Source organism: Anaerovibrio sp., assembly GCF_045637405.1.
Taxonomy (GTDB): Bacteria; Bacillota; Negativicutes; order Selenomonadales; family Selenomonadaceae; genus Anaerovibrio.
Window position 1 is genome coordinate 1 of the sequence record NZ_JAZTZI010000058.1, and the last position, 23175, is coordinate 23175.

21 protein-coding genes are annotated in these 23175 nt (G+C 43.9%); 20 read left to right on the top strand and 1 reads right to left on the bottom strand.

Annotated elements, in window-relative coordinates; all coding sequences use genetic code 11:
• The 15 genes from ACKI5G_RS04270 to holA form a co-directional block, all read left to right on the top strand.
• The coding region (locus ACKI5G_RS04270; RefSeq protein WP_407397969.1) for an aquaporin at positions 1-247 on the top strand (247 nt) is incomplete at its 5' end.
• Positions 248-359: 112 nt separating this feature from the next.
• Positions 360-1349 (top strand): dihydroxyacetone kinase subunit DhaK, encoded by a 990-nt coding sequence (gene dhaK / locus ACKI5G_RS04275; protein WP_407397971.1) that lies wholly within the window; start codon positions 360-362, stop codon positions 1347-1349.
• Between the two features lie 41 nt (positions 1350-1390).
• Entirely contained in the window at positions 1391-1996 is a 606-nt protein-coding gene (gene dhaL, locus ACKI5G_RS04280) for a dihydroxyacetone kinase subunit DhaL (protein WP_407397973.1), read from the top strand.
• 72 nt (positions 1997-2068) lie between these two features.
• Positions 2069-2455, top strand: coding sequence for a dihydroxyacetone kinase phosphoryl donor subunit DhaM (dhaM, locus tag ACKI5G_RS04285; RefSeq protein ID WP_027397271.1), 387 nt, complete (start codon positions 2069-2071; stop codon positions 2453-2455).
• A gap of 255 nt (positions 2456-2710) precedes the next feature.
• On the top strand, positions 2711-3601 hold the full coding sequence (locus tag ACKI5G_RS04290) for a DMT family transporter (RefSeq protein WP_407397975.1): 891 nt from the start codon (positions 2711-2713) through the stop codon (positions 3599-3601).
• A 53-nt stretch (positions 3602-3654) separates the two neighbouring features.
• The gene (ftsZ, locus tag ACKI5G_RS04295) at positions 3655-4845 is read left to right on the top strand and encodes a cell division protein FtsZ (RefSeq protein WP_407397977.1); all 1191 of its coding nucleotides are present in this window, start codon (positions 3655-3657) and stop codon (positions 4843-4845) included.
• An 11-nt stretch (positions 4846-4856) separates the two neighbouring features.
• Positions 4857-5597, top strand: coding sequence for a ThiF family adenylyltransferase (locus ACKI5G_RS04300; RefSeq protein WP_407397979.1), 741 nt, complete (start codon positions 4857-4859; stop codon positions 5595-5597).
• A gap of 159 nt (positions 5598-5756) precedes the next feature.
• Positions 5757-6707, top strand: a complete 951-nt coding sequence (locus ACKI5G_RS04305; protein WP_407397981.1) for a TAXI family TRAP transporter solute-binding subunit — start codon at positions 5757-5759, stop codon at positions 6705-6707.
• A 6-nt stretch (positions 6708-6713) separates the two neighbouring features.
• The gene (locus ACKI5G_RS04310; protein WP_407397983.1) at positions 6714-7250 is read left to right on the top strand and encodes a DUF1850 domain-containing protein; all 537 of its coding nucleotides are present in this window, start codon (positions 6714-6716) and stop codon (positions 7248-7250) included.
• A gap of 26 nt (positions 7251-7276) precedes the next feature.
• Positions 7277-9214 (top strand): TRAP transporter permease, encoded by a 1938-nt coding sequence (locus tag ACKI5G_RS04315; RefSeq protein ID WP_407397985.1) that lies wholly within the window; start codon positions 7277-7279, stop codon positions 9212-9214.
• A 151-nt stretch (positions 9215-9365) separates the two neighbouring features.
• A complete protein-coding gene (locus ACKI5G_RS04320; protein WP_407397987.1) occupies positions 9366-11084 on the top strand; it encodes an EAL domain-containing protein in 1719 nt (572 codons plus the stop codon).
• Positions 11085-11123: 39 nt separating this feature from the next.
• Positions 11124-11621, top strand: coding sequence for a preQ(1) synthase (gene queF / locus ACKI5G_RS04325; protein WP_407397989.1), 498 nt, complete (start codon positions 11124-11126; stop codon positions 11619-11621).
• Between the two features lie 143 nt (positions 11622-11764).
• The gene (locus tag ACKI5G_RS04330) at positions 11765-12364 is read left to right on the top strand and encodes a helix-hairpin-helix domain-containing protein (protein ID WP_407397991.1); all 600 of its coding nucleotides are present in this window, start codon (positions 11765-11767) and stop codon (positions 12362-12364) included.
• 49 nt (positions 12365-12413) lie between these two features.
• Positions 12414-14762 carry a DNA internalization-related competence protein ComEC/Rec2 gene (locus ACKI5G_RS04335; RefSeq protein WP_407397993.1) on the top strand — a complete coding sequence of 783 codons (2349 nt, stop codon included), beginning with the start codon at positions 12414-12416 and terminating at the stop codon, positions 14760-14762.
• Positions 14763-14790: 28 nt separating this feature from the next.
• On the top strand, positions 14791-15849 hold the full coding sequence (gene holA, locus ACKI5G_RS04340) for a DNA polymerase III subunit delta (protein ID WP_407397995.1): 1059 nt from the start codon (positions 14791-14793) through the stop codon (positions 15847-15849).
• A 58-nt stretch (positions 15850-15907) separates the two neighbouring features.
• On the opposite strand, the gene rpsT is transcribed toward holA, so the two are convergent.
• Positions 15908-16171, bottom strand: a complete 264-nt coding sequence (gene rpsT / locus ACKI5G_RS04345; protein ID WP_027397281.1) for a 30S ribosomal protein S20 — start codon at positions 16169-16171, stop codon at positions 15908-15910.
• A 188-nt stretch (positions 16172-16359) separates the two neighbouring features.
• Between rpsT and lepA the strand changes: the two genes are divergently transcribed.
• The 5 genes from lepA to dnaK form a co-directional block, all read left to right on the top strand.
• Complete coding sequence (gene lepA / locus ACKI5G_RS04350) at positions 16360-18156, top strand: translation elongation factor 4 (RefSeq protein WP_407397997.1); 1797 nt, start codon at positions 16360-16362, stop codon at positions 18154-18156.
• A gap of 265 nt (positions 18157-18421) precedes the next feature.
• Complete coding sequence (hemW, locus tag ACKI5G_RS04355; protein WP_407397999.1) at positions 18422-19573, top strand: radical SAM family heme chaperone HemW; 1152 nt, start codon at positions 18422-18424, stop codon at positions 19571-19573.
• Positions 19574-19723: 150 nt separating this feature from the next.
• Entirely contained in the window at positions 19724-20749 is a 1026-nt protein-coding gene (hrcA, locus tag ACKI5G_RS04360) for a heat-inducible transcriptional repressor HrcA (protein ID WP_407398001.1), read from the top strand.
• 25 nt (positions 20750-20774) lie between these two features.
• Positions 20775-21368 carry a nucleotide exchange factor GrpE gene (gene grpE, locus ACKI5G_RS04365; protein ID WP_407398003.1) on the top strand — a complete coding sequence of 198 codons (594 nt, stop codon included), beginning with the start codon at positions 20775-20777 and terminating at the stop codon, positions 21366-21368.
• A 48-nt stretch (positions 21369-21416) separates the two neighbouring features.
• On the top strand, positions 21417-23175 hold a 1759-nt coding region (gene dnaK / locus ACKI5G_RS04370), incomplete at its 3' end, for a molecular chaperone DnaK (RefSeq protein ID WP_407398005.1).

Below are 23175 nucleotides of genomic sequence, written 5' to 3' on the forward strand. Positions count from 1 at the left end.
CCTTGCTCCTGGCTTTGGTCCTTATCTCGTAGGCTGCTTGATCTGGGCTCTTGGTCTTTCCCTTGGTGGTACCACTGGTTATGCAATGAACGCAGCTCGTGACCTTGGTCCAAGAATTGCTCATGCAATTCTTCCTATTCCTGACAAGGGCGACGGCAACTGGGGTTATGCTTGGATTCCAGTAGTAGCTCCTCTCTGCGGTGGTGTTGCAGCTTATGTTGTATCCAGCGCTTTCGGTATTATCTGATAGCATTTGCTAGCGTGAGTTAATTAAACATCCCCACTTGTGACTTCATAGGTGGGGATGCTTTTATTAAACAGGGGTATTAGTTTTTATTAACTTTTCAGGAGGGATTTTTGTGAAGAAGCTTATTAACGAAGTCGTAAATGTTGAAGAGGAAATGATTCTTGGTTTGGTAAAATCTGCACCAGACAAGCTCCGTAAATTGGATTGCGGTACTGTTGTAGTAAGAGCCAACAAGAAAGAAGGCAAGGTTGCTTTGGTTTCTGGTGGCGGTAGCGGTCATGAGCCTGCACATGGTGGTTATGTTGGGGAAGGCATGCTGGATGGTGCAGTAGCTGGTGCAGTATTTACATCCCCTACTCCAGACCAGATTTATGAGGCTATTAAAGCTGTAGCAACCGATAAAGGTGTTCTCTGTATCGTAAAGAACTATACCGGTGATATCATGAACTTTGAGATGGCTATTGATATGGCCAAGGATGAGGGAATCAAGGCTGATTATGTTGTTGTAAACGATGACGTTGCTGTTAAGGATTCCCTTTATACTACTGGCCGTCGTGGCGTAGCTGGTACTATTTTGGTACACAAGATTGCCGGTGCATTGGCTGAAAAGGGTGCTAGCCTGGAAGAGGTTAAGGCTGTAGCTGAAAAGGTTATTGCAAATGTTCGTACCATGGGTATGGCTATTACTGCATGTACCATGCCAGCAGCAGGTAAGCCTGGTTTTGAGCTTGCTGACAATGAGATGGAAATTGGTATTGGTATCCATGGCGAACCAGGTACCTCCCGTGAAGCTTTGAAGCCAGCTAATGCTATTTCTGAGGAGCTCCTCAACAAGATTACTGAAGATATTGATTTTGTAGGTAAGGAAGTAGCTGTAATTGTTAATGGTATGGGTGGTACTCCTCTCATGGAGCTGTACATTGTTAACAATTTCGTTCATGATTATCTGGACAAGAAGGGTATTAAGATTTATGATACTATGGTAGGAAACTATATGACATCCATTGAGATGGCTGGTTTCTCCATTACTCTGCTTCGTCTGGATGATGAACTTAAGTCCTTGTACAATGCAAAGGCAGATACACCAGCTCTGAAGCGCTAATAAACTGAGGGGAGCTGTTTAAAACGATTACTAATGCACAGATGATTGACATCTTGAAGGCTATTGCTGCCAAGATCGATGAAGAAAAGGATTATCTCACTGAGCTTGACAACGAGATTGCTGATGGTGATCACGGTGTAAACATGGCTAAAGGATTTGATGCAGTTGTAGCAAAGCTAGATGCTATGGCTGGGAAGGACATCGGTACTATCCTTAAAACTACTGGTATGACACTGGTATCCACCGTTGGCGGTTCTGCCGGTCCTCTTTATGGTACTGCTTTTATGAAGGCTGGTGCCAAGCTGGCTGGCAAAAACGAAATGGATGGCAAGGATCTTGTTGATGCAATGGAGGCTGCAATTGGCGGTATCCAGATGCGTGGCAAGGCTACCACCGGTGAAAAGACCATGCTGGATGCTCTTTGTCCTGCTTTTGATGCATTAAAGGAAGGCATAGAGGCCGGTGAGGATCTTAAGGATGCTTTGGCTAAGGCTGTTAAGGCGGCTGAGGATGGCGTGGAGTATACCAAGACCATTAAGGCTACTAAGGGGCGTGCTAGTTATATTGGTGACCGCAGTATTGGTCATCAGGACCCTGGCGCAACTTCCTCCTTCTATATGCTGGAGACACTGTTGGCAAACATCTGATAATTAAGTTTTCGAAAGCCAGGCTTAGGGTGAGCTCCTGGGCCTGGTTTTTATTTTAAGGAGAATTGAAATATGGTTGGTGTAGTTATTGTTTCCCATAGCCAAACTTTGGCCGAGGGTGTAGTTGAATTGGCAAAGCTGATGGCTTCTGACGCAAAGATTGTTGCAGCCGGCGGTCTTGATGATGGAACTCCTGGTACCAGCTTTGAGAAAATATACAATGCTGTTGAGGAAGTTTATTCTGATGACGGTGTTGCAGTTCTCATGGATATGGGCAGTGCTGTAATGACCACAGAAATGGTTATTGAGGCAATGGAAGGCCGTAAGATTGTTATGCTGGATGGCCCTGTTGTGGAAGGTGGCGTCGTAGTAGCCCTGGAAGCATCCCTGGGTACTCCGCTGGAGGAGCTTCAGGAAAAGGTTGATGAAGCACGAGATACTAAAAAATTAGATAACTGATTGGTTTCACCAATATAACGATACATAATATGAGACTGCGGATATGGCTGTTTGATGCCACCCATCCGCAGTTTTTCTTTATACATAGTTAAAATAGTACCATAGTCTTTATACTAAAAAAGAAATTTACATGTTAGGAATAAATTAGACAACAAATTGGCTAAAAAAATTAGCAAAAGGATGATTTGAAATTGTTAAAATATTCCTTTTTATTTACAAAATATGCTATAATAAAGTAGTCGGGAGGGGTAGCGATTGAAGTTAAGAGGAAGTTTATGTCTGTTGCTGGCGGCTTTTATTTGGGGTATCACTTTTGTGGCCCAGCTGGTAGGGATGGACAATATCGGCCCCTTTACCTACGGCTTTGCCCGCTATGTGGTAGGCGTTATGGCTATTCTTGTTATTTGGTATGGTTTTAGAGGAAAACGCCGTGATGCAAAGGAGCATGGTGAGTATTATTCCGGCTGGAAGGCTGGCATGGGTGCCGGAGTGATTATGTTTGTGGCATCTGCCTTTCAGCAGTGTGCGTTGCAATATACTACTGCTGGTAAAACAGCATTTATAACCTGCTTGTATATTATTTTTGTCCCGATTATTTCGGTGGCTATAGGAAAAATATTGAAGCTGGAAAATTGGATAGGCGCCCTTTCTGCTTTGGTTGGGCTATATTGCTTGTCCATAAAGGGAGATTTTGATTTAAACTACGGTGATGTTCTTGCTTTTATCTGCTCTGTTTTTTGGTCATTTCATATTATGTATATTGACCGTTTTGCGGATAAAAAGGATAACATTGATATATCGGCATCTCAGCTGGTGGTTTGTGCTGTGCTGAACGGTGTAGCTGCCTTTGTCATGGAGAATGTGGTGTGGCAAAACATTATGGATGCTTGGTTTCCAATAGTTTTTGCCGGAGTAATGTCCTCCGGAATAGCCTTTACCCTGCAAATTGTGGGTCAGAGATATGCGGAACCGGCTCATGCAGCTATTATAATGAGTCTTGAATCAGTGTTTGGTGCTGTGGGAGGTTGGTTCGTGCTTAACGAGCAAATGTCCCATATAGAGGTGTTTGGCTGTATGATGATGCTTATGGGGATGCTGATTACCCAAGGCAGTGTTATTCTAAGAAATCATTCGTTTAAACTATAGTATAGTATAGAAGAAGCATGGGATTCTTTTACACTATGGGGAGGATTGTAAGGATGACTGAATCTAATTCTTCAATAAAAGGAGCAGTTGTTACTATAAAAATCGTTGGTGTCGGTGGTGGCGGCAATAATGTTTTGGCCCGTCTTGCTGAGGATGGCATGGATAAGAGCCAGCTTGTAGCCGTTAATACAGATGTGCGTCAGCTCAGGATCCTTGATGCTGCTGGCATTCCAGCAGTTTTGATAGGTGCAAATTTAACAAGAGGCCGTGGTACTGGTGGCGATCCTGAAAAAGGACAGTCAGCAGCTATTTCTGATGCGGATCAGATTGCAGAGGCAATTCAGGGGGCTGATTTGGTATTTATCACTGCTGGCATGGGTAAGGGCGTTGGGACCGGTGCGGCACCAGTAGTAGCCAAGATTGCCCATGATATGGGTATCCTTACAGTGGGTATGGTAACATTACCATTTTCCCATGAGGGCAGCCGTAAGATGGAGGTTGCCCAGGATGGCGTAAAGCTCCTGCGTGAACACATGGATGCTCTGGTTGAGGTGAAGAATGATAATATTCAGCGTTTGCCTGAGTTTAAGCAGAAGTCTGTTGGTGAGTCCTTCAGCATGGTGGATGATGTATTGCGTCAGTCCATCAGCAGCATTGTGGAGATGATTCAGACCACAGGTGTTATTAATGTGGACTTTGCAGATGTAACAACCATATTTAAGAATGGCGAGAACTGTGATGCTGTCATGGGTATGGGTGAGGGTGCCAATGCCTTGGAGGCAGTTCAAACTGCAATAAGCTCTCCGCTGATTGAGACATCCATCAAGGGGGCCCGTGGCCTTATAGTAAATCTTACGGGGAGTAAGGATTTGCCTCTCCATGATGTGAGGGAAGCCAATGAATTCCTTTATGATAATACCCATCCTGATGTGGAAAATATTATAGGTCTGGTTGTAGATGATAATATGGGGGACAGAGTCAGAGCTACTGTTATAGCTACTAACTTTGATCCTGCTGTACTTGCTGATAAAAACAGTATTGTAAAACCAATTCAGTTTGGCAAGATGGAAATGCCTAATCCGGTTCCACCGCTTTACGTGGATAAAAAGCCAGAGCCCCAGCCAGATGCAGAGGGCAATGTTAAGACCAATGATGGTCCTGAGCTTATTGGTTTTATGAAACGCCCTGCCCACATGGGAGGTAGTGGTGTAAACGTGATTAAAACAGAAGAAAAGAAAGAGTAATAGATAGATTTATGGAAACTCGTTTTGAAAGAACAGAGCTGCTCCTGGGAGAAGCAGCTCTGACGAAGATGTCCGGTAGCCGTGTAGTTATTTTTGGTGTTGGTGGTGTTGGTTCATATACCGTTGAAGCCTTGGCCAGATGCGGTATCGGGCATTTTTTGCTTATAGACCATGATGTAGTCAGTGTAAGCAATATCAACAGGCAATTACACGCACTCACAAGTACAGTGGGGCAGTATAAGACCTGGCTTATGGCTGAACGCATAAAGGAGATTAATCCAAAGGCGGTGGTAGAAACAATTGAGGATTTTTATCTCCCGGATAACCGGGATAAATTCCTCAAGGGGAAGATTGATTATATTGTGGATGCCATAGACACAGTAACGGCCAAAATAGACTTGGCTGTGCAGGCTGATAAAATGGGAATACCGATTATCAGCAGCATGGGAGCTGGCAATAAGCTGAATCCGGCAGAATTTGAGGTTTCGGATATTTATAAAACCAGCGTGTGTCCATTGGCAAGAGTGATGCGTCAGAAGCTGAAAAAGCTGGGAGTGAAGAAGCTTAAGGTGGTTTATTCCAAAGAAGAACCTATAAAGCCAAAGAAGAAGTCTGGGGAGACAGATAATGCTTCTAATGGTGCATCCAAGAAGGCTGTTCCTGGCAGCGTATCGTTTGTTCCTTCAGTTGCCGGCCTTATCGTAGCCAGTGAGGTAGTGAAGGATCTGTGTAATGGGTTAATTGAACGATAAAATTAGCCTTGGTTTGGTTATTTCTGTGTATACATTATAATTTAACAATTTTGTTATATCTACTATGACAATAAAATAATATTATGATATAATATTATTTGTTGTATACCAAAACTTTTAAGGGGTTTTGAGGTGTAAATGTATAAGGAGGAATAAGAAATGAAACTGTTTGGCAAACTTTCTCTGTTAAGTGTCATGCTGGTGACCATAATTGCACTGGTTGCAGGTTGCGGCGGTGACGGCGGTAAGAAATTCTTGAACATTGCTACTGGTGGTACTGCTGGTACTTATTATCCAATCGGTGGCGCAATGTCAGAGATCCTGAACAATGAGATTAAAGGCATGAATGCAAGTGCTCAGAGTACCGGTGCAACTGTAGCAAACATCAACATGCTGAAAGAAGGTCAGGTGGATCTGGCTATTGTTCAGAACGATATTACCTACTATGCTGCTAACGGCACAGAGATGTTCGAAGGCAAGAAGGTAGATAATATTAAGGGTATTGCTACTCTGTATCCAGAGACCTGTCAGATTGTAACTCTTGATGGTAAGGGCATCAAGACAATCGCAGATCTGAAGGGCAAGCGCGTTGCTGTAGGTGCTATGGGTAGTGGTGCTGAGGCTAATGCACGTCAGATTCTTGCCGCTTATGGCATTACTTATGATGATATTGATGAGCAGTTCCTTTCCTTCAGTGAGGCAGCAAGTGCATTAAAGGACGGTAATGTCGATGCAGCATTCCTCACCGCTGGTTATCCAACTGCTGCAGTACAGGATATCGCTTCCCAGAACAAGGTTCGTCTGCTTCCTGTAGAGGCTGCAAAGGCTGATGCTTTGATTGCCAAGTATCCATTCTACACCAAGGTTACTATTCCAGCAGGTACTTATGGCATGACTGAACCAGTAGAGGCTATTTCTGTTATGGCTATGCTCGTATGCTCTGACAAGGTTGACGATGCTCTTGGCTATGAAATCACCAAGGCTCTCTTTACTCACCTTGATCGCATCCAGGCAGCACATGCTGCAGCAAAGGCTATTAGCAAGGAAGGCGCAGTTAAGGGTATGCCAATTCCTATGAATGCCGGTGCTGAGAAGTTCTTTAAAGAGTAAGAGAATATGAAAGCTATGGGAGCTGTTATAGAAGCTATTCTTTCAGCTCCCCTTTTTAAAATGACTAGAAGAATACTTGCATTATGTATACTGGTATTGGTCTTGTGTTGTACCGTCTGGTGGCTGACAAGGCCAATGCTCAGTATATATGGTAATGAAACTCAAAAAGTTGTAACTATGGATGTTACACCAGAAACCAAACTGGAAATAAGCTTTATACATTCAGTGCAAAAAACTTTAGTGGAGGAGTTTCTCGTCCCCGATGAGAAACTGAAAGGCTTTGTGCTGAATTCCACCAAATATCATTCCTTTGGTGTTGGATTGCCTTTTATGGAGTCAGATGGTGCTTTCCGACAGGAGGGAAATGCCTTTATTATGGATGATATGAACCGCCACTTCAAGGAATTGAACCTGCGTACTGGAGTAGGTACTAAGCTGACGGTTATGGTTGATGATCAGAAATTTGAGCTTTATGAAATGTTTGAGCCTGGTCAAAAAATAGATATTGTTATTATACCTAGATATAAGACCTTTTTAAGGTAACGGTAAGAAGGAGGGATTATACAGCTATGGCAGAAGAAAAAGATGAAAAAGAGCTGGCCGCCGAAGTGCTGAAAAAGTACGATAAAGAGTCAGATACTATGCTGTATACGGGGGTTATGGCCAAGATCGTTTCGGCCATTGCAATTACGTTTTCAGTATTCCAGTTATATACCGCTATCTTTGGTGTACTGGATGCCCAGCTCCAGAGAGCTGTGCATTTGGGTTTCGCCTTGGCGCTGTCATATTTACTTTATCCTACAAGAAAATCCTGGTCCAGAACCAAGGTACATCCATTTGATGTACTGCTGTCAGTATTGGGTGCTGCAGCACCTGCCTATATCTGTATCATGTACCGTGAATTGGCTTTGCGTGCCGGTATGGTAACGCCTACAGATATGATAATAGGTGTTCTCGGTCTGCTGCTAGTGGTGGAAGCCACTCGCCGTGTAGTAGGTATCCCAATGGTTGTTGTGGTTTTGGTATTTTTATCCTACGCTTTTGCAGGACCTTATATGCCTGGTGTTCTTGCTCACAGAGGATTGTCCATTGAACAGCTGGTAGGTCATTTGTATTTTACTACTGAGGGTATTTTTGGTATTCCGTTGGGTGTATCGTCTACCTTCATATTCCTGTTCATATTGTTTGGTGCTTATCTGGAATCCACTGGCTTGGGCAAATTCTTTATTGATATTGCCAATGCAATTGCTGGTTGGGCCAGTGGCGGTCCGGCAAAGGTAGCCGTACTTTCCAGTGCTCTTATGGGTACTGTATCCGGTAGCTCCGTTGCCAATGTTGCTGGTACAGGAAGCTTTACTATTCCAATGATGAAAAAGCTGGGCTATCGTAAGGAATTTGCGGGAGCCGTTGAGGCTGCATCCTCCACCGGTGGTCAGCTGATGCCACCAGTAATGGGTGCTGCAGCATTCCTTATGGCGGAGTTCGTAGGTGTGCCTTATATTGATATAGTTGCAGCAGCGGTAATTCCAGCAATTTTGTACTTCACAGGCTTGTGGTTAGGTGTTCATTTGGAAGCCAAACGCAATAATTTGAAGGGTGTTCCTCGTGATCAGCTGCCAAAGGCATGGGTTATTTTCAAAGAGCGTGGTCATTTGGCTATTCCGTTGGTGGTTATTGTTTACCTGCTGGTAACCGGTTATACTCCAATGCGTGCTGCTCTTGTAGCCATTGTGCTTTCTATTGTGGCTTCTGCTATGAGAAAATCAACCCGTATGAAGCCTATTGAGATTATCAAGGGCTTGGAGGCTGGTGCCCGTAATGTATTGGGCGTTGTTATTGCATGTGCTTCTGCCGGTATCATTATTGGTGTTGTAACCAAGACTGGTATTGGCCTGAAGCTGGCATCCGGCCTTTTGGCATTGTCCGGAGGCAATTTGCTCCTTACAATGTTCTTTACAATGATTACTTCAATTATTTTGGGCATGGGCGTTCCGACCACCGCAAATTACGTTATTACATCAACTATTGCGGCTCCGGCCCTTGTTCAGATGGGGGTACCAGTATTGGCTGCCCATATGTTCGTGTTCTACTTCGGTATAATTGCGGATGTAACCCCACCTGTAGCCCTGGCGGCCTATGCGGCTTCGGGTATCAGTGGCGGTAAACCGCTGATGACAGGTGTAAATGCGTCGAAGCTGGCTATAGGAGCATTCATCATACCGTATATATTTGTAATGTCGCCAATGATATTAATGATAGATGCCACGGCCTTTGGTCTGGTATTTTCCACGGTCACAGCAATATTGGGAATGGTGGGTGTAAGCTCTGCAATGATTGGCTATTTGGCAGATCACAGCAAGCCTATTGAGAGAGTTATTCTGTTTGTAGGCGGGATTTTGATGATTATACCTGGTGTTGAAACTGATGTCCCTGGTATGATTATTCTCATGGCCGTTTTGCTGTTGCAAAGAAAACGCCATAAGGATTCTGAACCGATTGGGGCGTAACATTTTATTTGTGAAAAATGGCATCCTGAGTTACTTTAAAATGTAATTCAGGGTGCTTCTTTTTTAGCCAAAATATTGAATTAGCCGTGGAATTTGTATATCATTGTATATAAGAATGCTAGTATCTGCGATTGGGGGATGAGTGATATCAATGAATAAGCGTACGAATATCCCACAAGGCTCTATTCTCAGACGAATATCCTTATTTTTCAAAATGATTCAGCGAACCACGGATGATTACTACTTTGCTACGGACATTGATGAGAATCTGATTATGGTATCGGCTAACATGGTCAATGAATTTGAGGTTCCCAGTGAGTGCTTCTACGATATGGATCGATATTGGACCCCGTTGATTCATCCAGATGACTTGGAAGGCTTTTATGAATCAATGAAGGTGCCGGAATCCAGAAAGGCTAATATTGGCCACGATTATGAGTATCGTGTGAAGAACAGGAAAGGAGATTATGTATGGGTGCGCTGTCGGGGGCAGTATGCCTTTGATACCCGTACGGACAAGCCCTTCTTATTTATTGGATGTATTAAAAAGCTGGCCCAGAGGAATCATGCTGATGAGCTTACGGGACTGCTTAATAAGTATCAATTTGAACATGCTGTCAAGGTTGCTCTGAATCGGTATCGCGTGGATGGAACCGGTGGGGCATTGATGGTGCTCGGAATCGATAATTTTAAAATCGTTAATGAAACCTATAACCGTCACTACGGTGATGAGGTGCTGAAGCTGGCTGCAAAGATGATTTCGGATGTATTACCGGCGGGGGTAATGCTGTATAAGATGGATGGCGACGAATTCGCCCTGGTTATACAGGATGTGGACACAGATAAGGTGGAAGATATTTACGGCAGTATTCAGAAAAGCTTTGCCCGTCCTCATAATATTGACGGCAAGCAATTTTTCTGTACCGTTTCCTGTGGTACTGTGTTGTTCCCTCAGGCTGGCAAGGACTATCTGGTTCTTCATAAGCACGCAGAGGCTGCTTTGGATTTGGCCAAAAAGGATGGCAAGAACAAGAATTGTATTTTCTCAAAGGAAAACTACAATCGTTGGATACGTTCACTGAGTATGCGGGATGATCTCAGGGTAAGTATTGAGCGGGGCTGCGAAGGTTTTTCGCTATTTTATCAGCCACAGGTCAGTGCCAAGGAAAATAGAATTATCGGTGCGGAGGCTTTGCTTCGTTGGCGCAATCCTAAGGGACGCATGGTTTCACCAATGGAATTTATCCGTATTCTTGAGGAAACCAAGATGATTATTCCAGTGGGACACTGGATTTTTGAAACTGCTGTTAAGCAATGCAAGGAGTGGCAGAAGATTAATCCGGGTATGAGCATTAGCATCAATTTGTCCTATGAGCAGATTAAGGACGCTTCCTTCAAGGATTTTGTGGTTGATTGTCTGAAGCGTTATGATATAGCCCCTGAGCAAATCGTATTGGAGCTGACGGAATCAACCATCGTGTCTGACTGGAGTAATATTAACCGCCAGTTTGATGATTTCCGCAAGCTGGGTATACGGATTGCCATGGATGATTTTGGTACAGGCTATTCTTCTTTGGCATATCTGAAGAATTTGTCCTGTGATATCGTAAAGATTGACCGGGCCTTTGTTACCCACATTACCGAGAAGGATAATGCCTTTGACCGCCGTCTTGTGGGGGTTACTGTGGATTTGTGTCATAGTGTTAATATCAAATGTTGTATAGAAGGTGTGGAAACTGAGGAGGAATATACCCTTCTTAGGGATATATGCCATGCTGACTGTATTCAGGGATATCTGTTTGGTCGTCCTGAGTCACCGGAAAATTTCGAATTGAAATATTTTAAAGGTGAATCCGCTGGTGCGGAATAGAGTGTTTTTGTAGAATAATGGTTTGTTTTAGGAGATTTTATGCCAAGAGATAAGGAAGAAATGCCGGAGATTACCCTATTGGGTAATCAGAATACTAAGTATGGTTTCGAATATGCTCCAGGGGTGTTGGAGACCTTTGATAATAAGCATCCGGATAATGACTACTGGGTGAAGTTCAACTGTCCTGAGTTCACTTCCCTGTGTCCTATAACGGGGCAGCCGGATTTTGCTACCATCTATATTTCCTATGTGCCTGATATTAAGATGGTGGAAAGCAAGTCACTGAAGCTGTATTTATTTAGTTTCCGTAATCATGGTGATTTCCATGAGGATGTGGTGAATATTATCAAAAAGGATCTTATTAAGCTGATGAATCCTAAGTATATTGAGGTGTGGGGCAAGTTCCTTCCAAGAGGTGGAATCTCCATTGATCCTTATACTAATTATGGCCGACCTGGTACCAAGTTTGAGGAGTTGGCCTGGTACAGATTCCAGCAGCATGATTTGGCCTTTATGGACAAGGTGGATAACCGATAAAAGACTTTTTAATAAGTGTTTAGAATACTCTTGTATATTTTATGCAGGAGTATTTTTTTTGTTTTAAAATAAAAATGAGCAGTGTAAAGTATTGAAAATATTTAACAATAAGGTATAATTTAGTTAAAAAAGAAGGTGAGAAGATGGAAATTATTAAAAAATCATCCATAGCTATAGCGGGAATATTATTACTTGCAGTTGGTATTACCTATTGGCAGCTGAGCAGTAATGAAACCTTTGAAGATGTAGGAAACGTAGGGCAGACAATGGAGAATACTGCAGAGGAGCGTGGTGGAGCAGAAAATATTGCTGTATATGTTTGTGGGGCGGTGAAGAATCCGGGGGTAGTGATGTTGAGGCCAAACAGTCGTGTGGGAGATGCTATAAACAGCTGTGGTGGCTTGCTTCCCAATGCCAATGCGGAATCCATAAATATGGCAGAGGGGATTAAGGACGGAATGCAGATAAAAGTGCAGTCAAGGAATATGAATACTGGCACGGAGGGAATGGGGCAGGGTACCGCCTTAGCAGGAAAAGGGGAATCTGCTGATGGGAAAATCAATATCAATATAGCTGACATTGAGGAATTGACAAAGATTCCAGGTGTGGGAAGGGCAACGGCCCAAAGAATAATTGATTACAGAGTACAGAACGGTCCCTTTGAGGATATCGAAGATTTAAAGAAAATCAAGGGGATTGGTAAGGCGAAGTTAGAAAAAATGGCGCCTAAAATAACCATTTAATTTACTGACATTTAAAATTGGATTTGTGCAAAAAAATATGGGGAACGATATGTGTTATGAAGGGCTGTCACCTAAGACATTGGTAAATGGGTTGCTTGTTTTGCTTATTGTGGGAATACTGTTGGGAAGGACGTTTGCCTGTTTACCTGGCATGAATATGGATCAGGGTGATATTGGCCAATGGGCGGAGCAGGAAATTACAGTAGTGGGAGAGCTGGTAAATGCACCTGCAATACGTATGGATGATGCTGGTAAGTTGCATATTAAATACGTAATAGCCAGTAATCAGATTCTTGCAGCAGGAAAATGGACCGATACCCACGGAAAAATTATATTGCATGCGAATGATACTTCTTTTGATAACCATAAGGGGTTATTGGGGAAAGTGGAATATGAGGAAGAAAAATATGGCCGTTCCGGGGATATAATCAAAGCCAGCGGTAAATTGATGAAGCTCCATGACTATCAAAACCCTGGGCGAATAGATATGGTAATGGTCAATTTTTCTCAGGGAATTCATGGGCAGATGTCTGCAGGAAAATACAGCATTGAGCTTACGGGGCAGGAAAAAAATATAATGTCACGGATGGCTGAAAAAATACGTCATTTATATAAAAGCCAGATGGAGACCGTTATGCCCCGAGAAGACAGTGCTGCTATATTTGCCATGTTATTTGGTGGTTACGGAGGTATTAAGCCGGAGCTGCTGGAGGCTTTTACGACTACGGGCTTGATTCATATTCTATCGGTGTCCGGTTCCCATATAACCCTTATGGCAGGTACAGCCAATGTCATTGGAAAAATGTTGGGATTATCCGGAGGACTTACATCAATATTAGCCACTTTAATTATTGTGGTATATAGCCTTTTGGCAGGTTTTACCACCCCGGTTATTCGCTCGGCGATTATGGGAATATTAACTGTTATGGCATTGTCCTTGGGACGGGAAAAGGATGCCCGTCATATTTTGAGTATTACGGCATTGGGGATTTTGTTGATATGGCCACTATCCCTTTTTGATATATCCTTTCAGCTATCCTTTGGGGCCACGGCTGGATTGCTTTATATATCACCGGTAATAGGCAAATTTTTCAGAAAGTATTTACCCCATTATGTGGCGGATTCTTTGGGAGTAACTATGGGAGCACAGCTGACTGTTTTGCCCTTTATGGCCTGGTACTTCAATGTAATATCTATAAGCTCCTTGTTGGCAAACCTTGTGGTGGCTCCCGTGGTGGAATTGATTATTGTGATAAGCCTGTTGGCAGGTGTATTGGTGGGAGTTATTCCTGTGCTGGGACAATTTATTTTTATCGTGTCCTCCCTGCTGTTGGGGCTGTCATACGAGGTGACCAGACTTATAGCCAGGATACCGGGAAGTCAGGTCTATTTGCCGACCTTCTGCATAACATTTTGGGGGATATACTATGTATTGTTGCTGATTTTTATTATGCCCAAGGATAAAAAAGGTCATTTTAGCAATAAGATCTGCAATTTGTGGTGCAGGGTAAAAAATGGCAGGAAAAACAGAAAAATAATTGGTGGTGGAGTAGCGTTGCTGTTGGCTGCAGTTGTAATTAGCTATGCAATTCATCCAAATGAAATGCAGGTTCACTTTATTGATGTGGGGCAGGGGGATGCGGCATTGGTAATAACTCCCCATGGACATGCCTTTATGATTGATACGGGAGGTAGTCGCCAGGGGACTTATGATATAGGTGCTAGGGTAGATGTGCCATATTTGCTTCATTATGGGGTAAGAAGGCTGGATTTTATAATGCTTACCCATGCCCATGATGACCATGCCAAGGGAGTAAGCGGTATATTGGGAAAAATTCCTGTAGGTGCCGTTATGATAGGCCATGAAGGACAGGGAGCCTATTTGAAAACCTTTGGCGGCTTAAATCCTGCTGTAAAAACCGAGCCCATGGTTATCCTTAAAGAGGGTACTGAGATGAATCTTGATGGAGTGCGTATTCAGGTATTATATGCTCCTGAGGAAAATAAAACCGGTGGAAGCACGGGCAATGAATTTTCCAACTTAATAAGGGTATCCTATGGTAAACATAGCTTTCTTTTTACCGGGGATTTGTCCAGTGAACATGAAGGGATATTGTGCAGCAGGGGAACTCCGTTGGAAAGTACGGTTTTGAAGGTAGGGCATCACGGAAGCAACACCTCCAGCTCAGAAGAGTTTTTAAAGGCGGTTAAGCCCAATTGGAGTGTTATCAGCGTTGGCTACGGCAATAGCTTTGGTCATCCCAAAAAAGAAATATTGAAAAGACTGGGAAGCTGTACTGACAGTAAAGTTTTGAGAACGGATGAAAATGGAGCGGTTGTGTTTTATAGTGATGGAGAAAAATTGCGTGTTGATGCTCAAATAGTGTATGATAAATAAGCACTGTATGATATACGAAGGTGATTATATGAATTTTGGAGAACTGAGAACAAGCTTAAAAAAAAGGGATATAAGCCAGCTTTATTTATTGTCCGGTGATGAATCCTATTATATACAGAAGGCGGAAGACGCAATTTTAAAAACCTTGTTTCCGCAGGGATATAGGGCTGAAGATATACAGCTTGTAGACGGCAGTAGCCTGTCCATAAATGATCTTATTGGTATGGTGGAGACGGTACCATTTTTCTCGCCTAAAAATGTTATCATTGTAAGAGATGCGCTCATGTTTAAAGCCAAGAAAAGCGATGATAATGCAGGTGAAGATAAAACTTCTGCCAAGGTGGAGAAAAGGCTCTATAATCTTTTTGCCAATATGCCGGATTTCAGCATTGTTATTTTTGAGCTTCGGGGTAAGGCAGATGGCCGTAAGAAAATTTATAAGGAATTTTCCAAGCATGGCCAAATAATGGATGCAGAGCCGGTAAAGGCCTACAATATTGATGAATGGATGCAGGGGAAGCTCCAGGAAATTCACAAAACAATGGACAGGGAGGCTCATGCCTATTTTGTACGGGCTGTGGGTATGATGGAAAATATTCCTCTTGGTTTTTTGGACAAGGAAATGGAAAAGCTTTCCTTGTTTATGGGTCCGGAGCAAAAGCTGATAGACCGTGATACCTTGGTACAGGTTTTTTCAGATATGCCGGAGATTTACGGCTTTGCCATGAATGATGCCATAAGTAATCACGACACAAAAAAAGCCCTGTACCTGTTTAATAGGCAACAGGAACAGGGAGTATATATAGTATTGATAATTGGTCAGCTTGTGCATTTTGTGCGCCAAATGTGGCAGGCGAAAACCATGCTGAACAAGGGCCTTAGGGATAGGGCTTTGGGACAGTCCATTGGGGTATCTCATCCCTTTATCATTAAGAAGATAATCAGGGAGTGCCAGGGCTTTTCCGAGGAAACCCTTAAAAATGCCTTCCTCCAGTTGGCAGAGTGTGATCTGGGTGCTAAAACAGGCCGTCTGGATAATGCTGAGGTGGAAGGGGTAATCATTAGCCTTTGTGCCAATAATGAATAATCTGCAATGTAATAAAGCCTGCCTCCGTGGGAGACAGGCTTTTATTTCATGCGAATCATTATGCCATTGCGTTAACCTTGCGAGCTAAACGGGACTTCTTACGGCTTGCACAATTCTTGTGATATACATGATTTGCAGCAGCCTGATCGATAGTCTTGCATGCAAGTGCAAGGAGGGCCTTTGCTTCTTCAACGTTACCAGCTTCAACAGCGTCCATAACCTTGCGGGAAGCAGTTCTTACGCGAGACTTCTCAGCCAGGTTCTTAGCATGGCGCTTCGCGTCAGTCTTTACACTCAGAATAGAAGATTTAATGTTTGGCAATTAGTTCACCCCCTTGAAATTTCAGTACCTAAGTATTCTAGCATGGTAAAATGAAAAATGCAACATTTTATTTACGATTATTTTTCTGTCGATAGGAGTTTTTTCTATATAAATATGGAAAAATATTAACAACTGGGTTATAATAATTTGACTATTTGTGTTTACTTTTAACTCGAAGGGAAGAGATTATGGATACAAAGAAAATTCGTAATTTTTCAATTATAGCTCATATTGACCATGGCAAGTCTACTATTGCCGATCGTCTTATTGAATATACAGGTACCCTTTCCAAGCGTGAGATGGAAAATCAGGTACTGGACAATATGGATTTGGAGCGTGAGCGTGGCATAACCATCAAGGCACAAACCGTGCGCCTTGATTATAAGGGTAAGGACGGGGAAATGTACTGCCTGAATCTCATCGACACACCGGGCCATGTGGATTTTACCTATGAGGTTTCCCGTAGTTTGGCCGCCTGTGAGGGTGCCCTGCTGATCGTTGATGCTGCCCAGGGGGTTGAGGCCCAGACCTTGGCCAACGTCTACATGGCTTTGGAGCATGATTTGGAAATCATTCCGGTTATTAATAAGATAGATTTGCCAAGCGCAGATCCAGACAGAGTTAAGCAGGAGATAGAGGACGTTATTGGCCTTGATGCCTCTGAGGCAATTTTGGCTTCTGCCAAGACCGGGCAGGGTATTGAGGAAATTCTTGATGCCATTGTGGAGCGGATTCCGGCACCTTCCGGGGAAGCGGATAAGCCACTTAGTGCCTTGATTTTTGACTCCTATTTTGATTCATACAAGGGTGCTATTGCCCATATCCGTATTATGGATGGCGTTCTCAAAAAGGGCATGGGCCTTAAAATGATGGCCACAGGTAAGGTGTTTGATGCCACAGAAATCGGTTGCTTCCGCCCTCAGACCACGGAGCTTCAGGAAATGGGACCAGGTTCTGTAGGATATTTGGCTGGTTCCCTTAAGCAGGTCCGCGATGTGCGGGTTGGTGATACCGTAACTCTGGCTGAGGGTGGTGTTACTGAGCCATTGCCTGGTTATCGTGGTGTTACTCCGATGGTGTATTGCGGCCTTTATCCAGTGGATAGTGCAGATTATGATAATCTGAAGGACGCCCTGGAAAAGCTCCAGCTTAATGATGCAGCCCTGGTTTTCGAGCCGGAAACCTCGATTGCCCTTGGCTTTGGCTATCGTTGCGGCTTTTTGGGACTGCTGCACATGGACGTTATTCAGGAGCGTCTTGAGCGGGAGTATAATTTAAAGCTCATTACCACGGCCCCAAGTGTTATTTATCACGTATTTAAGACTGACGGTGAAATGGTAACGGTGGATAATCCATCCGACCTGCCTGAACCAACCACTATTGATCACATAGAGGAACCATTCGTTAAGGCCACTGTTATTGTGCCAAAGGATTTCGTAGGCGCGGTTATGGAGATTTCCCAGAATAAGCGTGGCGAGTTCAAGAGCATGGATTATCTGGATGTGAACCGGGTTATGGTAATCTACCATATTCCACTCAGTGAAATTATCTATGATTATTTTGATAAGCTGAAATCCTCCACCAGAGGCTATGCTTCTCTGGATTATGAGCTGGCAGATTATCAGCCAGCGAAGCTGGTTAAACTGGATATTCTTATGAATGGTGAGGCAGTGGATGCCCTTTCCACCATTGTTCATGTGGATAATGCTGCTTCCCGTGGACGTTCTTTGGCTGCCAAGCTGAAAACCATTATTCCACAGCAGATGTTTGAGATTCCAATTCAGGCGGCTATCGGCAATAAGATTATTGCCCGTGAAAATGTTCGTGCATTGCGCAAGGATGTACTTGCCAAGTGTTACGGCGGTGATATTTCCCGTAAACGTAAGCTCTTGGAGAAGCAAAAGGAAGGTAAGAAACGCATGAAGGCTGTGGGCCGGGTAGAGGTACCACAGGAAGCATTCATGGCAATACTCAATATAGATTAAAAATATCAAGTATACGGCAGGGGCTGATTGTCATTCACATTAGGTTCTGGAACGTTAAGAAACCGTTTTTTGCATACTTACACAGCGAGAAAACATCCATTGTTTGAGCGACGCAAAGCTGGTTCTGTAAGGGCGTAGCGAGTTTGGATTTTTTTCGCTGACTAATTGAAAGCAAAAAAGGTTTTAGTGACAGAACTGGGTGAAGGACAACAGCCCCTGCCGTGTAATGTCCTTTTTTAGAGTAGGTATAGAGCTGGTGTAGGTTATGACAACTGATTTTGGAGTATATATCCATATTCCCTTTTGCAAGCAGAAATGCTTTTATTGTGATTTCCCATCCTTTGCGGGGCGGGAGAAGTACATAGATGAGTACCTTAACAGTCTGCACCATGAAATGGAGCTGGGGGCAGAAAGAATCGCTGAAAAGGGGAAATTGACTCCCCATACTATTTATATTGGTGGCGGAACCCCCAGTCATTTGAATTTATCTCAAATGGAAATGCTGTTTGAAGCTATTCATGCTAATATGCAGGTGAGGGATGTGGCAGAATTTACCATGGAAGCAAATCCTTGCACCATAGATGAAGAAAAACTTCATCTAATGAAGTCCAATGGCATAAATCGTATAAGTATAGGTGTGCAGAGCTTTGATGATGGCTGCTTGCAGCGCATTGGCAGGATTCACAAAAGCAGCATGGCAATTGAAAAGGTTAGGCTGGCCCAAAAGGCTGGTTTTGATAATATCAGTATCGACCTTATGTATGGCCTGCCGGGGCAGACATTGGATATGCTTAAGAAATCACTGGACAAGGCCATGGAGTTAAGTGTCCAACATATTTCTGTTTATGGGCTTCAGCTGGAGGAAGGTACAGTGCTGGTAAAGCAGCAGGAAATGGGCAGATTGGAGCTGCCGGATGACGAAGCAGTGGAGAAAATGTACGATTATCTGGTGGAGTATTTGCCGGTCCATGGCTTTAGCCGCTATGAGATATCCAATTATGCTATGGGTGGATATTATAGTCGCCATAATACCCTTTATTGGCAGGATGTTCCATATCTTGGATTTGGTTCTGGCGCCCATTCCTACTGGCGGGGAAACCGCTATGAAAATCCAGTGGACATTGGTGAATATATTAAGGCCACAGCAGAGGGCAAATTCCTTCATATTGTGGAGGAGGCTGTCAGCGAAAAGGCCCACATGGAAGAATTTTGTTTTCTGGGTTTGCGCATGACTAAGGGCATTAACAAGGAAAAATTCAGGGAAAAATTCAATCGGGATATATATGAAGTCTTTGGTGATGCCATAAAAGAAATGACGGCCAAAGGCCTTTTGCAGGAAAATGATGGAGCATTATCTTTAACCCCAATGGGTATGAAATACGGCAATATAGTATTTGGCGCATTCATAATTGAATAGATTACTAAGTTTTGGACGTATAAAACCTTTTGTATTGTAAAAAGTCAAATATTTTGTCTTGACTTATTGACTTTTATGTTCTTTAGGTTTATAGTCTTTATAGAAGTTAGCACTCAGCAACATGGAGTGCTAACAACAGGAGAGATTGTTATGATTGATGAGAGAAAGCAGCATATACTGCAGGCCGTCATTCAGGATTATGTATCATCAGCGGAGCCGGTGGGATCAAGAACCTTGGCCCGTAAGTATGATTTGGGCGTAAGTCCTGCAACTATAAGAAATGAAATGGCAGACCTTGAGATGCTGGGATATCTTGAACATATTCACACATCATCAGGTCGGATCCCTTCTTCCAAGGGCTATCGTCTTTATGTAGACTCTCTTCTGCCAGTTAAGCCTATGACTGATGCTGAAAAGGCTATCATTGATAAGTGGTACAAAACCAAGGTTCAGCGCATAGACCAGGTTTTTCAGGAAACGGCCAAGCTGATTTCCAAGATGACCAAGAATGTGTCCCTGGTGCTGGCGCCACAGATTTCAAAGGCAGCTTTTAAGTGTATGCAGTTCCTTCCGTTGGATGACCACCGTGTAATTGCTGTACTGATGACTGATGCGGGCTTTGTAGAAAACCGCATTATGGAAATGCCGGATGGCGCATCCTTTGAAGATTTTCAGCGTATGGCTAAGGTGGCCAACGGCCATTTATCCGGTCATACACTGGAGACTATTCATACCAAGAGCTTAAAGCAGATAGAATCCGCTATAGGGGATAAGGGCCTTTATGATTCAGCCTTTGACCTTATTAGCAAAGCATTGGATTCAGACCGTAAGGAGCGCCTGTATTTGGGGGGCACTACGGAGCTGATGACACAGCCGGAATTTCACAATGTGGATAAGGTGAAGGAGATTCTCCTTATGCTGGAGGAGGATCAGCTCATGAAGGATATTCTTCGTTCCCATTTGGGAGATGGTCTTTCCGTATCCATAGGACAGGAAAACGAATACAGTGGTATTAAGGATTGCAGTATTATTACTGCAACATACCATCTGGATGGAGAATTGCTCGGCTCATTGGCAGTTCTGGGGCCAACCAGAATGGAATATGGACGCACCATGTCCCTTTTAAATTACATGAACCAAAATCTCAATGAAGTCGTAAAAAGGCTGAATTGGTAGAATACTAAAGAGGTGAAAATACAGAATGCCTTTCGATAAAGACAAGCTGAAGAAAAAGGATGAAGAAAAGTTAGAGGAAATGCAGAGGGAGATTGATGAACATGATGAATCTTCTGAGGAGCTTGCCGACGCTGAAGCTGCAACTGAGGTTGTAGAGGATGTTCCTGAGGAAAAGGACGAGCTGGAGGAATTAAAGGAAAAGCTGGCTGAGGACGAGGAAAGATATAAGCGCCTTCAGGCGGACTTTGAAAACTTCCGTCGTCGTACCCGTCAGGAAAAGGAAGAATTGTCAGCTCTGGTAGTTCAGAATTTCATTACTGAGCTTTTGCCAATGGTTGACAATTTTGAACGCGCTATGGCTGCTGAGGCCACTGATGCCGCAGCGTTCCAGCAGGGCGTGGATATGATATTTAATCAGCTCATGGATATTTTGAAAAACCGGGGGCTGGAAAAGATTGAAACCAAGGATGCCAAGTTTGATCCAAACTTCCATCAGGCAGTAATGCGTGTGGAAAATCCTGAACTGGAGGATGATACCATTGTCATGGAGCTTCAAAAGGGCTACATGGTAAAGGATAAGGTTATCCGCCCTTCCATGGTTCAGGTTGTATCTAATTAAGGCTTGTTTAAATAAAATGGTTTGTTACTTTTAAGGAGGAAATATAAAATGTCTAAGATTATTGGTATTGACTTAGGAACAACCAACTCTGTTGTATCCGTTATGGAAGGCGGCGAGCCTACAGTTATCACTAACCCTGAGGGCAGCCGTATTACCCCATCTGTTGTTGGCTTCACCAAGACTGGTGAGCGTCTGGTAGGTCAGCTGGCAAAGCGTCAGGCTGTATCCAACCCTGACCGTACTATCGCATCCATCAAGCGTCACATGGGTGAAAAGAACTACACCGTTACCGTAGATGACAAGAGCTATACTCCACCAGAGATTTCTGCTATGGTTCTTCAGAAGCTGAAGGCTGATGCAGAGGCTTATCTCGGTGAGACCGTTTCCCAGGCAGTAATCACTGTTCCAGCATACTTCAACGACAGTCAGCGTCAGGCTACCAAGGATGCCGGTCAGATCGCAGGCTTGGACGTTCTTCGTATTATCAACGAGCCTACTGCTGCTGCACTGGCTTATGGTATTGATAAGGAAGATGCTCACACCGTTCTGGTATTCGACCTTGGTGGTGGTACCTTCGATGTATCTATCCTTGATATTGATGGCGGTATGTTTGAGGTTCGTGCTACCAATGGTGATACCCATTTGGGTGGCGATGACTTCGACCAGGCTGTTATGAACTGGATCGTTGAGGAATTCAAGAAAGAAAACGGCATTGATTTGTCCGCTGACAAGATGAGCGCACAGCGTGTTATCGAGGCTGCTGAGAAGGCTAAGATTGAGCTGTCCAGCATGATGTCCACCAATATCAACCTGCCATTCATCACTGCTGATGCTTCCGGCCCTAAGCATCTTGACCTTACCCTTACCCGTGCTAAGTTTGATGAGCTCACTGCAGATTTGGTTGAGCGCACCATGGTTCCTACCCGTAAGGCTATGGAAGATGCTGGCCTCACTGGCAACGATATTGACAAGATTCTGCTGGTTGGTGGTTCTTCCCGTATCCCGGCAGTTCAGGAAGCTATCAGAAAGTATCTTGGCAAGGAGCCACATCGTGGTATTAACCCTGATGAGTGCGTATCTGTTGGTGCTGCTATCCAGGGCGGCGTTCTCTCCGGCGATTATGATGAGAAGGGCGTAGTTCTTTTGGATGTAACTCCACTTTCCCTTGGTATTGAGACCTTGGGTGGCGTTTGTACCAAGATTATTGAGCGTAACACCACTATTCCTACCTCCAAGAGCCAGGTATTCTCCACTGCAGCTGATAACCAGCCAGCAGTAGAGATTCATGTACTCCAGGGTGAGCGTGAGATGGCAGCAGGCAACAAGACTCTGGGCCGCTTCAATCTCACCGATATCCCACCAGCTCCTCGTGGAATCCCTCAGATTGAGGTTAAGTTCGATATCGATTCCAATGGTATCGTACACGTATCCGCAAAGGATCTTGGTACTGGCAAGTCTCAGAATATTACCATTCAGTCCGACAGCGGCATGAGCAAGGAAGACATTGACCGCATGGTTAAGGAAGCTGAGGCTCACGCAGCAGAGGACAAGAAGCAGAAGGAAAATATTGAAATCCGCAATAACGCTGACTCCATGGTTTACCAGGCTGAGAAGGTTATTAAGGAAATGGGCGACAAGGCTGATGCTGCTCAGATTGAAAAGGTTAAGGCTGGCGTAGAGAAGGTTAAGGAAGCGCTGAAGGGCACTGATAACGAAGCTATCAAGAAGGCCACTGAGGAGCTCCAGCAGCCACTTTATGAAATCAGCGCTGCAGCATACCAGGCTGCACAGCAGGCTCAGCAGGCAC

Excerpts from the sequence above, each read along its gene's own strand:
- hemW (WP_407397999.1), top strand. The coding sequence starts at position 18,422 with ATGACAACTGATTTTGGAGTATATATCCATATTCCCTTTTGCAAGCAG.
- hrcA (WP_407398001.1), top strand. The coding sequence starts at position 19,724 with ATGATTGATGAGAGAAAGCAGCATATACTGCAGGCCGTCATTCAGGAT.
- dhaL (WP_407397973.1), top strand. The coding sequence starts at position 1,391 with ATGATTGACATCTTGAAGGCTATTGCTGCCAAGATCGATGAAGAAAAG.
- grpE (WP_407398003.1), top strand. The coding sequence starts at position 20,775 with ATGCCTTTCGATAAAGACAAGCTGAAGAAAAAGGATGAAGAAAAGTTA.
- dhaM (WP_027397271.1), top strand. The coding sequence starts at position 2,069 with ATGGTTGGTGTAGTTATTGTTTCCCATAGCCAAACTTTGGCCGAGGGT.
- queF (WP_407397989.1), top strand. The coding sequence starts at position 11,124 with ATGCCAAGAGATAAGGAAGAAATGCCGGAGATTACCCTATTGGGTAAT.
- ACKI5G_RS04335 (WP_407397993.1), top strand. The coding sequence starts at position 12,414 with ATGTGTTATGAAGGGCTGTCACCTAAGACATTGGTAAATGGGTTGCTT.
- holA (WP_407397995.1), top strand. The coding sequence starts at position 14,791 with ATGAATTTTGGAGAACTGAGAACAAGCTTAAAAAAAAGGGATATAAGC.
- ACKI5G_RS04330 (WP_407397991.1), top strand. The coding sequence starts at position 11,765 with ATGGAAATTATTAAAAAATCATCCATAGCTATAGCGGGAATATTATTA.
- ACKI5G_RS04300 (WP_407397979.1), top strand. The coding sequence starts at position 4,857 with ATGGAAACTCGTTTTGAAAGAACAGAGCTGCTCCTGGGAGAAGCAGCT.
- ACKI5G_RS04320 (WP_407397987.1), top strand. The coding sequence starts at position 9,366 with ATGAATAAGCGTACGAATATCCCACAAGGCTCTATTCTCAGACGAATA.
- ACKI5G_RS04310 (WP_407397983.1), top strand. The coding sequence starts at position 6,714 with ATGAAAGCTATGGGAGCTGTTATAGAAGCTATTCTTTCAGCTCCCCTT.
- ACKI5G_RS04315 (WP_407397985.1), top strand. The coding sequence starts at position 7,277 with ATGGCAGAAGAAAAAGATGAAAAAGAGCTGGCCGCCGAAGTGCTGAAA.
- lepA (WP_407397997.1), top strand. The coding sequence starts at position 16,360 with ATGGATACAAAGAAAATTCGTAATTTTTCAATTATAGCTCATATTGAC.
- ACKI5G_RS04305 (WP_407397981.1), top strand. The coding sequence starts at position 5,757 with ATGAAACTGTTTGGCAAACTTTCTCTGTTAAGTGTCATGCTGGTGACC.
- ftsZ (WP_407397977.1), top strand. The coding sequence starts at position 3,655 with ATGACTGAATCTAATTCTTCAATAAAAGGAGCAGTTGTTACTATAAAA.